Source organism: uncultured Fluviicola sp. (assembly GCF_902168135.1).
In the GTDB taxonomy this organism is placed as follows: Bacteria; Bacteroidota; Bacteroidia; order Flavobacteriales_D; family Crocinitomicaceae; genus Fluviicola.
Window position 1 is genome coordinate 150,142 of the sequence record NZ_CABHOL010000054.1, and the last position, 13,084, is coordinate 163,225.

At 42.3% G+C, this 13,084-nt stretch carries 9 protein-coding genes; 6 read left to right on the forward strand and 3 right to left on the reverse strand.

What is annotated here, in order from left to right; all coding sequences use genetic code 11:
• Positions 1-45: 45 nt before the first annotated feature.
• Entirely contained in the window at positions 46-2,181 is a 2,136-nt protein-coding gene (locus QZT69_RS18455) for a T9SS type A sorting domain-containing protein (protein WP_294680141.1), read from the reverse strand.
• 130 nt (positions 2,182-2,311) lie between these two features.
• Here QZT69_RS18455 and QZT69_RS18460 point away from each other — a divergent pair, with 130 nt between their 5' ends.
• Positions 2,312-3,568, forward strand: coding sequence for a DUF2130 domain-containing protein (locus tag QZT69_RS18460; RefSeq protein ID WP_294680149.1), 1,257 nt, complete (start codon positions 2,312-2,314; stop codon positions 3,566-3,568).
• Positions 3,569-3,668: 100 nt separating this feature from the next.
• Complete coding sequence (locus tag QZT69_RS18465) at positions 3,669-4,061, forward strand: VOC family protein (protein ID WP_294680156.1); 393 nt, start codon at positions 3,669-3,671, stop codon at positions 4,059-4,061.
• A gap of 120 nt (positions 4,062-4,181) precedes the next feature.
• Here QZT69_RS18465 and QZT69_RS18470 read toward each other — a convergent pair whose 3' ends face one another.
• Positions 4,182-6,245, reverse strand: coding sequence for an OmpA family protein (locus tag QZT69_RS18470; protein ID WP_294680163.1), 2,064 nt, complete (start codon positions 6,243-6,245; stop codon positions 4,182-4,184).
• 10 nt (positions 6,246-6,255) lie between these two features.
• On the reverse strand, positions 6,256-7,353 hold the full coding sequence (locus QZT69_RS18475) for a tetratricopeptide repeat protein (RefSeq protein ID WP_294680167.1): 1,098 nt from the start codon (positions 7,351-7,353) through the stop codon (positions 6,256-6,258).
• A 162-nt stretch (positions 7,354-7,515) separates the two neighbouring features.
• On the opposite strand from QZT69_RS18475, the gene QZT69_RS18480 reads away from it, so the two are divergent.
• The 4 genes from QZT69_RS18480 to QZT69_RS18495 are packed head-to-tail and all read left to right on the forward strand — an operon-like array spanning position 7,516 to position 13,029.
• Positions 7,516-8,727 carry an acetyl-CoA C-acyltransferase gene (locus QZT69_RS18480; protein WP_294680169.1) on the forward strand — a complete coding sequence of 404 codons (1,212 nt, stop codon included), beginning with the start codon at positions 7,516-7,518 and terminating at the stop codon, positions 8,725-8,727.
• Positions 8,728-8,765: 38 nt separating this feature from the next.
• Positions 8,766-10,346 (forward strand): hypothetical protein, encoded by a 1,581-nt coding sequence (locus tag QZT69_RS18485; RefSeq protein ID WP_294680173.1) that lies wholly within the window; start codon positions 8,766-8,768, stop codon positions 10,344-10,346.
• Positions 10,346-11,575, forward strand: coding sequence for a DUF5723 family protein (locus QZT69_RS18490; RefSeq protein ID WP_294680180.1), 1,230 nt, complete (start codon positions 10,346-10,348; stop codon positions 11,573-11,575). Before QZT69_RS18485 ends, QZT69_RS18490 begins: the two co-directional genes overlap by 1 nt.
• Complete coding sequence (locus QZT69_RS18495) at positions 11,563-13,029, forward strand: T9SS type A sorting domain-containing protein (protein ID WP_294680198.1); 1,467 nt, start codon at positions 11,563-11,565, stop codon at positions 13,027-13,029. Before QZT69_RS18490 ends, QZT69_RS18495 begins: the two co-directional genes overlap by 13 nt.
• The last annotated feature ends 55 nt before the right edge of the window (positions 13,030-13,084 follow it).

Here is a 13,084-nt window from a genome sequence, read left to right on the forward strand (position 1 = left end):
CCGACATTTATCGTCGGGGCGGACTGAAAAACAAAAGATTAATTTTTAGTGTTTTACAATTTTTTGAACGCTGCTTCCACCTTCAGAATGAATATTCAGGTAATAAAGACCTGGTGATAGCTCTGCAGTTGAAACCATCAATTCTTTTGAATTTGCTGCGTGTTTCAAAATAACTTTTCCGGCTGCATCAATGAATTCATAACCTGTAATTGGTGTCGTTCCCTGAATACGAATCTGATCGTTGAAAGGATTCGGGTAAACCGAAAACGCTGCTTGTTGTTCGTTCAAAGAGTTCGTTTGGTTAATATTGATGGTTGTATTGGTTATGATCGCAGGATTCCAATCAAAGTAGATATAAGCCGTGTTTTCAATACTTGAACCAATCGGGTTATTTTCTTGTTCCTTGATTTTGTAAACCACGTAGCCATGACTTGCTGCTTCATTGGAATTACTATCAGGAAGCCAGATCTGAGGATAGTCAAACTTAATGACACCATTGCCCATATCAACTACATTCAGATTATGAGATGTTTCCAGGATCTCAAGTGTATTCAGGTCTAAATTAGAACTGATGGAGTCGATGATATAAACATCCTGGGCAGGCGCTGTTCCGGTGTTCTGGAAACGGATCACATAAGTCAATACATCTGCTTCCATCGGGTCAATGTATTTTTGGTTGTGAACAGTTTTATCATTCGGATCATAACTTTGACCTACAATCATGTTCAATGTAGAAGAGTTGTTGGATGAATCACACTCTGTTACAGAGCCCATAGGAGTAATTGAAATGGTATACGCATGGTTTGTTCCGTTGATAATTCCCGAAGGAACAGAGAAGTACACATAATCATTAAAACTGTATCCGGCATAAGCTCCTGTAAGGTTCCAGGTCATTGTGTTTCCTGTGATCGTGTAGGTTTGATTCGCAAAGCTGGATGCAACTGGTGTAACTCCCGCAGGGAAGGTCAATGAAACCTGGTATGCTCCCGGATTAGCAGGTCCATAGTTACCGTAAGAGATTTTAATGGTATTGGAGTAATTCTGATAGTATCCGATCCATGGAGTCACGTTGGCATACAAGTTGGCACAGGAAACAGGAGCTGTACAATTGATTGGAAAAGCAGCAGTTGCCCCGTTTAATGGAATCGATATATATCCTGCCTGATTAGTATAACCGTGAGCATTTAACCAAGAACTCGAAATGGTTGCAGAGGTGTAAGCAGTGGTCATCGAATCAATCCCAAACCATCCGCAGTAAGAAATCATTCCTAAGCTATCAGAATAGAGTGTTGTAAAGCCATTTCCAACCCATAAACTAATCGGAGCATTTGAAATGAGTGTTTCTCCCGGCTCATGAATAGTGTTGCCATTTGCATCGCAAAAGATTTTAGCGCTCACACAATGGTAAGAAATCGTGTCGGTACTGCAATTGACAGGTAAATTGAGAATAGGTTGATTACCACAGGTGTCTGCCCAGGTAGTGAATGGAGTTGAAAAGAATGAGTAACCGTTTTGATTCAACCAGTTTTGATCGATTTGTGCTGTTGTTGCAAATCCAAGGCCCGTACCCATGTATGTAATGGAATATTGACCGTTTTGATTTGCCGAAGCCGTCCAGGATATGCCGTTATATGTGAAATTGATTAAGGCATTGGAAATTGGGGAATCTCCGGCAGAAAAAGTGCCGTTTGAGTCTTGATCGCAATAAACAGTTCCTGACAGACAAAGATCGTACAGGGTATTGGGTAAACTGTCGCAGTTTGCGTAAGTATAATACAAGGAGTCCCAGACTGAGGTATTATTATCAGGATTTGAAACCTGGTAAAGAATGGCGTAATTGTCAAATGTAGGATAGGTATGTGCTAGCGGCGGAGTGAAGAGAATCCCCGTTCCCAATCCTGTCTGGGCTCCGATGTGAGTACTGCTGGTACCGTCTCCCCAGGCCACAAACAGTGAAAGACTGCTTGCTTGCGGATTTGTTCCCTGAGTAATGATTTGAAAGGTTTCTCCCCCGGAAGAATCTGCGGTTTCCATAGAAACATTCAGATGAATAGAAGAATCACAGTCCGTAACATACATGTTACTCTGACTGCCGGTTAATTGGTATCCCTGGCCATAAGAGTTAAAGGATACAATCGAGGCCAAAAAAAGCATCGAGGTTAGATAGTTTAAAATCTTCATAGTATTGTTTTTCTTTAAGTACTTTGCCCGATTTTAAATAGTTGCCTGAACTTTTCAATTTTTACATGGATAATCTCGGGTTATTTGTCAAAATGGTAGTAATTTTAAGTTTGTTCAATTTTTAGCGGTTATGAATCAAATTTCTTGTCCCAATTGCGGAACTTCCATCGATGTAAATGATATTTTGGCGCACCAGCTGGAAGAACAAATTCAGCGCAAGTATCAAAATGAGCTGAATGAGACGCGGAATGAGTTCACGAAAAAACAAGATGCCCTGCTTCGTGAAAAAGAGGAGTTCGAAGAAAAAAAACGACGGGAAAATGAACTTTTCCAGGAGCGTTTTGAGCAAAAACTGAAAGAAGAACGGAAAAACCTGGAGGAAAAGCTGAAAACAAAACTGCTGCAGGAGCAGGGTGAGCAATTTGCAGATCTTCAAAAGGAACTCAACGAAAAATCCGAACAGATCAAGGAATTGAACCGGACCAAGGCAGAGATTGAAAAATTGAAGCGGGAAAAAGATGAGATGAAAGAAGTGGTGGAAGCTGAAGCTCAACGTAAATTAAATGCTCAGATCCAGGAAGAGAAGGAAAAAATCCGGAAGACAGAAGAAGAACGTAATGAATTACGTGTTAGAGAGTTGCTGAAGCAGCTGGAAGACCAAAAAAAGCTGACAGAAGAAATGAAACGCAAGCAGGAGCAAGGCTCTATGCAGCTGCAGGGGGAAGTCATGGAACTGGCAATTGAGGAGTGGTTAATGGCGAACTTTCCCATGGACACCATTGAAGAGATCCGGAAAGGAGCTAGAGGAGGAGATTGTCTTCAAACCGTTCATACGCGTGCGCAGCAAAATTGTGGTACAATTTACTATGAATCCAAAAGAGCGAAGGATTTTTCTCCGTCATGGATCGAGAAATTCAAAGCAGATATCCGGGATAAAGGAGCTGATATCGGAGTGTTGGTTACGGAAGTAATGCCTGCTGATATGCAGCGAATGGGATTGAAAGACGGAATTTGGATTTGTACTTATGAAGAGTTCAAAGGACTTTGTTCGGTGCTTCGGGAAACAATTATCCAAATTAGCAGTACATTGGTAGCCCAGGAAAATAAAGGTGATAAAATGCATTTGCTTTATGATTTCCTGACCAGTTCCACTTTTAGAATGCAGGTGGAGGCTATTGTGGAAGGATTCACGCAAATGAAAGCTGACCTCGAAAGTGAAAAAAGATCTATGCAGCGGATTTGGAAACAGCGTGAAAAACAAATTGAAAAAGTGATTGTCAATACCATCGATATGTATGGTTCCGTAAAAGGGATTGCCGGAAATGCCGTGCAGGAAGTAAGGGCTTTGGAATTGCCGGAAGCTCCGGATGCGGATGATGAAGACTAATCAAATTGATAATTAAATTCCGGTAGCTGCCGGGAGAAAAAGGAAAATACGGGAAAGTCTTTTCCGATTAAACTAATGAACTATAAACCCTATTAGTAACATGATCAAATTTGCTTACACTATTTTGTACGTTTCAGATGTAAAACGTACAGCTGAATTCTATTCCAGAACTTTTGACTTTGAAGTGCGTTTCATTGCTCCTGGTGATGAGTACGCGGAATTAAATTCCGGAACAACAACCTTGTCTTTTGCAGCACTTCCTTTGGCGAAATCCAATTTGAAAGACGGTTTCCAGGAAAGCAGTTTAACGGCCAGACCTTTCGGATTGGAAATCGGGTTTACAACCGTGGACGTTCCGGCTTTGGTTGAAAAGGCCCTTGCGAACGGAGCTACACTACTCGAAGAACCGAAAGAAAAGCCCTGGGGGCAAATGGTTGCTTATGTCCGCGATTTGGAAGGATTCCTGATCGAGATCTGCACACCAATGGATTAGAAAATACAAAAAAAACTATGTGCTCTATGCATCTATGTGGTTTTTTAATTGAACCACAATAGTACACATAGAACACATAGTCAATAATTTGAATGGTATTAAATGGATTTAGTTTTCCAATTAATTCCCTTTAATCTCAAATTCCGTTCTACGGTTTTGCTGTTTTCCGTCCTCGCTGTTATTTGATGCGATAGGCTGGGAAGAACCGTATCCCTTAGCAGTCATTCTGCTTGCAGAAATACCTTTTTGGGACAAATAAGCAACAACTGCTTCTGCACGCTGCTGGGAAAGTGTTTCGTTCAAAGTCGCAGAACCGGTATTGTCCGTGTGTCCTGAAATTTCGATCTTCAATCCCGGAACATCCTTCATTAATTGCACCAATCGTTCCAACTCGGCATTTGATTCCGAACGAAGTGTTGCCTTATTCACATCAAAGAAAATGTTGCGAAGTGCAATTTTTGAACCGATTGCGATATTTTTCAATTCGATCACTTTATTCACCAGGTTGTCAGCTGATCCCTCCGGAATGTCAAAGTTCTCCGAGTGAAACAGGTATCCGGGTGCTTTCACGGCAATCCCGTAGTTTTTACCCGAGTTCAGGGTAATAATGAACTTTCCTGTCGCGGAGTTGGTGGTAAATGTTTCAATCACTTTTCCGGTTGCATTGTCTGTGATTTCGATCTGCGCTTCAACCGGTTTTCTGGAGATTGCATCAATGGTAATCCCTTTAAATACGGTCAAACTCTTTTTCTTTACTTCTACAGATTTTTCAATCGTGTGATCCTTTACCGGCATTACAATACTCGCAAGCAAGTAGTCTTCGGTTTCTGAGATCGGTTTTTTCTCCGGTCCCCAGAAAGTCACTTTGTAGATGTCATAACCGCCTTTTCCACCGGATCTGTTGGATGAGATATAAGCAAATTTCCCGTTCGCCGTAGAAGCAAAGAAGAAGTCATCGTATGGACTATTGATCGGGTATCCCATATTCACAGGGGTTGTCCATTGACCCTGTACTTTTTTGGAAAGAAAAATATCATAACCACCCATTCCATCATGTCCTTCAGACGCGATGTACATACTTTCTCCGTCAATGTGGATATAGATCGGTCCGTCGTTAAACTTCGAGTTTACACCCGTAAGCATGGTTGCGATCATGTAATCCTGTTTCATTTTATTCTGCATTCCGGAGAACATGACTTCGGAACCGGTTTCGCGTACATCATTGTCCCGGCAGAAATAGATCTTCCATCCGTCTTCGTTGTAACAGGCATAACGCTCGTTGTTTTTGTCGGTACTGATAAAAATACTCAGGATTTTAGGGTCTGACCACTCATTTCCTTTCAATTTGGACTCGAAAATATCCGTCTGCCCGCCTGCGTCTCTGTGTAATAGCATTTTAGTTCCATCATAAGAAAGACAGTTGGAGATATCGTCGTTGTTTGAGTTGATCGGCCCCTGAAGTTTTGTCGGGGTAGACCAGTTTTCCAAAAGTGTGGAAGAATAAATCTCATAGTCATAAATACCCAGTGCGTTAGCGTCGTGGCTGTTTGGCCTGTTCGAACTTAAGATCATTTCGGACCCGTCTGTTGAAATAGAAGGGGCGATTTCATCGCAGTCGGAATTTAAGGACGGAACATTATCTACCCAGCAGCGAACCGGAGAAGCTTCAAATTTCTTCGCTGTAACACATTGCTTTTTACGCTGGTTTACAAATTTCATGAAATTATCCGCCTTCTTGTATTCCGTTTCAAATGTGGTGTAGTACTTGGAAGCCTCGTCATATTTCCCTTCCAGTTGCGAAGTATATCCCAGGTAGAAGTTCAGGAAAGGATCACATTTCGGATCCAGTTTTTGTGCTGTTTTGATGTAACTAATAGACTTTACAGGATCGGTTGAGTTTGCATGACAAACACCGATTTTGTAATTGAGCAAAGCATTATTCGGATTGTATTTCTGAGCTTTTTCGTATTCTTTCAAAGCACTTTTGAAGTTCGTACCGAAATCCTGGACTGCGAAAACCGCTTCCATACCCACTTTGTAAAATTCATCTCCTTTTTCAATGGCAGTGGTTGCTGCTTTTAAACCTTCTTTATCGTCCTTAAAGTTTGCAGATTTAAAATCTACGTTTTGTCCGAATAGATTTGTCGCTAAACCAATAACGACTAGTGTTAATATTTTTTTCATCGTTTTGATTTTAATTGCTGCAGTTTCCTGAATGACATGTTTTTCCTTCTGTTGATCCTAAGTCGCTTGCTTTTTTCCAATCACTGCAAGCTTCTTCCATTTTGCGGAGCATTTCCCGGGCCATTCCTCTGTTTACGTAGGCAGATGCATAGTTCGGATCGATGTTGATCGCTTTGGTTGCCAAGTCTTCTGCTTTTTTAAAATCCTTCTTTTTGAAATAGATCCCGGACAAATTGGAAGCTGCAGGAGCATATTTCGGATTGATCTGCAAGGCTTTTTCAAAGTCTTTGATTGCGTCCTCCAAACTTCCTTTCTCAATCAAAGTTACCCCGCGGTTGTTATAAGCCAGGAAAAAGTTTACGTCTACAGAAATTGCACGGTTAAATGCGATCAATGCTCCGGCATAGTCCTTCATTTTCTTTTTGGTAGTACCGATATTGTTCAATACAAATGCCAAATTCGGATTTTTGCGAAGTGCAGCTTCGTAGTCCTCGATTGCTTTGGGGTAATTTTCCTGCATGCGGTAACAGCTCCCACGGTCATTGTAAGCCATAGCGCTGTTTGGGTCCAGTTCGATACTTTTTGAAAAGTATTTGATGGCAGCATTGTAATCTTGTTGCAAGAATTTTAAAGTTCCGTAGTTGTAGTACGCCTTTGGATTATTTGCATCTAATTTAATGGATTCTTCATAGTCCTTTTCGGCTTTCAAATAATCCGATAATCCCTGGTATCCGCGACCACGTTGGAAGTAAGCCTTGGAGTACCCTTTTTGTTTCCCGATCAATGTCGTGAATGTCGTAACGGCATCCTGGTACATTTCAGCTTCGTTTTCAGCAACTCCTTTATTGTAATAAGCAGCTGTGAAGTTCGGGTCCGAAGCAATGGACTTGCTAAACGAAGCAATGGCTTCTTTGAAGTTTTTTTGGTTGAAAAGCTCAATTCCTTTGTTATAAGCTTCCTGACTTGCAGCAATAGCTGCGTTGCTTTGGTTCAATTTGGTAATTGAATCACGATACCTAATTTCTGCCGGAGTCATGCTTTCTATCTGTGAGAAAGAGATAAAACTGCACAATAGCATTCCGGCCATCATGGAGACGGGTTTTTTCATAGATTGTAATTTGGTTTAGGGTATCGAATTTAATAAAATATCTCCCCTCCGAAATCAATACTTATCAACAGTGCACAGAACCTTTTAACAGAAACCGAATGACAAAGAATATTCCGTAATTTCGTAAAGGAATAAATGAATTGAAGTTAAACTAAGAACTTAATGACGACAAACAACGCATATATCGTGGCTGGTGTAAGAACAGCCATTGGAAATTTTGGAGGAACTTTAGCTCCTGTCAGAGCAGATGATTTGGCTGCACACGTTTTAGCAGAATTGTTGAAAAAAGTACCGGAGCTGGATCCAAGTGCTATCGAAGATGTAATTTTGGGATGTGCAAACCAGGCAGGAGAAGATAACCGTAACGTTGCCCGCATGGCATTGCTTTTGGCCGGGTACCCGATTTCAGTCGGGGGAGAGACCGTAAACAGGTTGTGTGCATCAGGTATGTCGGCGGCTGTAAATGCAGCAAGAGCGATCCAGGTTGGTGCCGGAGATATTTATGTGGCTGGCGGAGTAGAACATATGACCCGGGGGCCTTGGGTCTTGTCCAAATCTGCAACTCCTTTCGGGAGGGATCAGCAATTGTACGATTCTTCCTTCGGATGGCGTTTTATCAACCCGAAATTGGATGCCCTTTATGGAACCGATCCAATGGGAATGACTGCTGAGAACCTGGCAGAATTGCACAACATTTCACGGGAAGATCAGGATAAATTTGCAGCCTGGTCTCAGGAAAAGGCTTTGATAGCTCAAAATGCAGGTATTTTGGCACAGGAAATCACAGGATTATCTATCCCGAGAAAAAAACAAGATCCGTTGGTTTTCGATAAAGATGAGTTCATGAGACCCGGAACAACTACCGAAACGCTTGGAGCTTTGAAACCGGCTTTTAAAAAAGATGGCTCGGTAACAGCAGGTAATGCTTCCGGATTGAATGACGGTGCTGCAGCTTTATTGCTGGCTTCTGATCAGGGATTGAAAAATCACGGATTGAAACCAATTGCACGTATCGTTTCTGCCGCTATTTCTGGCGTTGAACCTCGTATCATGGGAATAGGACCTGTGGAAGCTTCACGCAAAGCACTGGAAAGAGCAGGTTTAACCCTTGACCAAATGGACGTATTGGAATTGAATGAAGCTTTCGCCGCTCAGGTACTTGCATGTACACGAACGATGGGCTTAGACGACCGTGATTCGAGAATTAACCCGAATGGAGGAGCAATTGCACTCGGTCACCCGCTTGGAATGTCCGGATCGCGTATTTTACTCGCTGCAGCCAATCAATTACAGCGAACAGGAGGAAAGTATGCATTGGTTACCATGTGTATCGGAGTCGGACAAGGCTACGCCGCTGTTATCGAAAGGGTTTAATTCCAACCTATCTTTTATTTTTGCATCTCTACTGTACCATGAAAAAACTCTTGTTTGTACTTTGTATCGGGCTTGTTTTCGCTTCTTGTAAGAAACGCGAGAAAGCAATTTGGGATACGGATTGGCAGGTTCCGCTTGTTCACGACAGCCTAACCTTATCCGATTTGGTAGCTGATTCGCTTTTAACCGTTGTTGGAGGAAATTATGTCCTGGATATCAATTCCTCTTTGTTCGAATTCAAGTTGAGCGATTTTGTGGAACTTCCGGATACAACTATTGAGAATGATTTTCCGATTGCGTTGAATTTTGCGGCAGCACCCGGAACAAGTTTTACGAATGGTACTATAGAAGAGCACCCGATGAATATCGGTGATGTGCAGCTAAAAAGAATCCGTGTTAAAGGCGGCGGAATTGAACTCAAAGTATTTAATCCGATAGCTACCAAAACTTTTTTTACGATCAAATTACCGGGTGTAACCAAAAACGGGGTTGTATTAACTCAACATTTTGAGGCTCCTGCCGGAACACAAAGTAACCCGGGGGTGGTTACCGGATTGGTTGACTTGAGCGGTTATGAACTGGACCTGACGGGTCAGGACGGGCTTTCATATAACAGGCTTCAGTCTTTGCTGACCGTTACTTCTGATCCAAACGGACCTACGGTAAATGTGACTACTTCGGATATCATCAGGTTTAAATTCTCCATGAAAGATGTCCAATTGGCATATGCCCGGGGTTATTTCGGAAGTGAATTGGTTTCTGATACGGTATATGCGAATATCGATGCAATGAACAACATTTCGGACGGGATCCTGGATGTGGACGCCATGACTTTTGACCTGGCAATTGAAAACGGATTAAAAGTAACCGGAAAATTCAAGATCAACTCCCTTAAAAACATCAATGCTTCAGGTAATGCGGTTTCTTTAAACCACCCGAATATCGGTACATGGAATACAATCAATGCGGCAACAGGTTCCAGTGAGAACTCAATTGCTCCCAGCTACACAACGTTGAATTTTACCCCCGGCAACAGCAATTTTGAACAGTTTATAGAAAATCATGGTTCAAAAAACGAATTGAGCTTTCAATTGCAGATGAATCCCTGGGGAAATGTCTCCGGGGGGTGGGATGAAATTTATGATTCGCATCCGCTTCGTGTGAAACTGAACGGAATGTTCCCGTTGAATGTAGGTCTTTCAGACCTGATCTTCCAGGATACATTTGATCTTAGTTTGATGAATGATCCCGCTAAAACAAATGTGAAATCGGGCCAGATTTGGGTTAACGCGATGAATGCTTTCCCGTTTGAAGGAAGTTTACAGCTTTACCTGCTGGATGCAAATTACCAGACAATCGCAGTTGTTTCGGGAACAAGCAACATTCAATCCAGTGTTTTTGGTTCGGTGATCAACGGAATCATGCAAAAGAAAAGTGAAGTCTTTTTCCCGGTTTCGGAATCCGTTTGTGACAACATCGGAGCTGTTAAACACTGCATGATCAAATTGAAACTGAATACCTACGATGCTAACGGAGCAAATGTACAAGTGCCGATTCCGGCAAATGCATTCTTCAAGTTTAAATTGGGAGCGAATCTAACCGTTGAAAACCACCTGTAATGAAGAAACTACTTTTTGGACTGACGACTTTTCTTTTAACAGGTAATTCCTTGTTCGGTCAATCAACTTTCCCGGTTTTCAGAGATAGCCTTTTAACAAAAAACCGACTCTTGATCAACGGAAATTTAGACCTTACAGGAACTTCCATGCGGAAAGAATTCGTAAATACACTTGCTTTCGGTGGTTATATCGATTCGGAAATGAAAGACCGGACTATGAAGTCGACCAGGGGGAATAACCGTTTTGGGGTTTTCGGATCGGGAGAAATCACTTATGTTTCCGGAGCTTCGGACTTATTTAAATCCGGAAAATATTCCTGGCTGGTAAAAGCAGGTTATTACGCTATTGGAAATATCAATTATACCAAAGATGCTTTCAAAATGACCTTCTATGGGAATAGTTACCTGGGGGCAGACACCGCAACCCTAACCGGAACGCGTATTTCGGGGATGCAGTTCCAGAAAGCAGGTTTTGGGTTCTATCACAAGAAAACAGGAAGCTCTTTGACTTTGAACGCGATCAATGTTCAAAATCAATTCGGCGGATATATCCGGAAAGGAGAATTCTCTCAGGACCCGAACATGGATTCGATTAGTCTTCATTTGAACGGGGATGTGAGGTATTCATCCGGGAAACAATTTAGCAAAGGGATTGGGTTTGCAGTTGATTTTGATTTCTACCTGAAAGTTCCCTGGTTGAAAGATTCGGCCACTTTCCAGTTTACAGTACAGAACCTGGGAGCGGCATATATGTTCGAACCGCAAACCAGTTATTTACCGGACTCAACTTACCGGTACAGCGGGTTCACCTTCGACCAGATCAAGAACAACGGAAATTTGTTCGGAGATGATTTCTCCCTGCTGGATTCCCTGAATGTAGAAAAGAAATCAGTGAAACGCTGGGTGATGGTGCCTGCTTACATCCAGGTCATGAAATTGGTAGATGTATCATCAGCTAAAAAATTGCAAAGCTTCTTTGGGATCCGTTTTTACCCTACAATTGGTATTGTACCGACAGGGTTTGCAGGATTATTCTATCGCTTTGTACCGCGTGTTTCAGCATCCGCAAATATTGCCTTCGGAGGTTCTTCAACAGTTCGCGGAGGTCTGATGCTGGGGTATCACGGGGATAAAGTAGGTATTCAGTTAGGTACGGACGACATCTATGGTTTGGTGTCTAAAAAAGGATTTGGTCAATCAGCAGTAATTCGTTTGTCATGGTTATTCTAAGATATATTATCGCCTCATGTTTGCTTGTTTTCACTTTCGGATCGAGAGCACAGATAGCATTTTACCATGTTTTTAGCGGAAGCGGGTACGATAAAGCTGAAGGTATTGCCGAGCTGCCCGACAGCAGTTACATTGTTACAGGTTCTTCTTCCAGTTTTGAGGATGCACCTTCGCAGGCTTTTTTAATGAAACTGGATAAGTACGGTTTTCATGTTTGGTCGAAGCAATATGGAGGAACGGAGTTTGAAGAGGGAAGAAGAGTCCTTTTCGTTCCGAATTACGGGTATTACATCGTTGGAACATCTTCCAGTAACGGTACGAATGGTTTTGACGGTTATGTGGTGTTTACAGACCTTGCAGGCAATCAGCAATGGGAAAAATGGTACGATAACGGAGGCTGGGAACGTTTCCGAGATGCCATCTTATTGCCGGATACGAGTATCGTAATGCTGGGGGAAACAGATGCCAATCCGGAGCAAACCCCGGATCAATACTTCGTTCGAATTGACAAGAACGGGGATGAAATTTGGAATCACCAGCAGGGCGGGGTCGGAGTGGATTATTTCAATAAAGCCGTGATGATAACAGATACCACTTTTGCCGCTGTAGGAACGGGATACCTGGCGGATTCACTTAAATCGAAAGCTTATACCGGGTATTATCACATCAATGGTACATTGATATGGGATACTTTGACGGGAAGTAACGGGGAATATATTCTGAACGACGTTCAATGGGTCTCCAACGAGGTTAAATGCGTAGGTGAAGCTACAAAGGTGGGCAAAACAGATTCCGACAATTACCACATATTCTTTACACAGGATGGGAATTTTGTTTCACAGGATGATTTCTACATGCAGCATCCGAGCCGTTACACCGGATTCGTAAATTATACAGCACCTCCCGGCGACAGGTATTTTGTTGTCACACAGGGCAATGATCCGCAGTATTCCTATGCAGGCGGAGAAGATTTTGTGATCAATTGCTATTACGCGGCATTTTTCTGGGCCGGCTACGGATCAGGCTACAATGCCCTGGGACAAGACCAAATGAATGAAATTATTCAAACCGATGACGGTTATGCAGTATTGGTCGGATATCATTCCGATCCTGGTTTCAGTACCGGAGGAAGTTCCATGTTTATCGTGAAATTAGGGAACGACAATGATTTCCCCGCAAACACAGCCCCAACTATCTACAGCATTTTAAGTGTAGAAGATTTGGAAAATAATCCGGATATTGCTGTGTACCCGAATCCTTTTACAGAATCCATTCAAATCGAAAGTTCGGTGCCGTTTGAGTCTCTGGAGGTTTTTGATTTGACCGGTAAAAGTGTGTTTACTTCATCTTCCCAGATTTCTTCTATCGAAACAGCTTCCTGGGAGAAGGGAACGTATATTATCCGCTGTCAATCAAACGGAGTTTGGCACTCGAAGAGGCTGGTAAAGTTATAATAAGAAACTATTTTGAAACAAAACCTTTCAATTCAGTGAATTCAAAGGGATATAA

Excerpts from the sequence above, each read along its gene's own strand:
- QZT69_RS18490 (WP_294680180.1), top strand. The coding sequence starts at position 10,346 with ATGAAGAAACTACTTTTTGGACTGACGACTTTTCTTTTAACAGGTAAT.
- QZT69_RS18465 (WP_294680156.1), top strand. The coding sequence starts at position 3,669 with ATGATCAAATTTGCTTACACTATTTTGTACGTTTCAGATGTAAAACGT.
- QZT69_RS18495 (WP_294680198.1), top strand. The coding sequence starts at position 11,563 with ATGGTTATTCTAAGATATATTATCGCCTCATGTTTGCTTGTTTTCACT.
- QZT69_RS18460 (WP_294680149.1), top strand. The coding sequence starts at position 2,312 with ATGAATCAAATTTCTTGTCCCAATTGCGGAACTTCCATCGATGTAAAT.
- QZT69_RS18470 (WP_294680163.1), bottom strand. The coding sequence starts at position 6,245 with ATGAAAAAAATATTAACACTAGTCGTTATTGGTTTAGCGACAAATCTA.
- QZT69_RS18455 (WP_294680141.1), bottom strand. The coding sequence starts at position 2,181 with ATGAAGATTTTAAACTATCTAACCTCGATGCTTTTTTTGGCCTCGATT.
- QZT69_RS18485 (WP_294680173.1), top strand. The coding sequence starts at position 8,766 with ATGAAAAAACTCTTGTTTGTACTTTGTATCGGGCTTGTTTTCGCTTCT.
- QZT69_RS18475 (WP_294680167.1), bottom strand. The coding sequence starts at position 7,353 with ATGAAAAAACCCGTCTCCATGATGGCCGGAATGCTATTGTGCAGTTTT.
- QZT69_RS18480 (WP_294680169.1), top strand. The coding sequence starts at position 7,516 with ATGACGACAAACAACGCATATATCGTGGCTGGTGTAAGAACAGCCATT.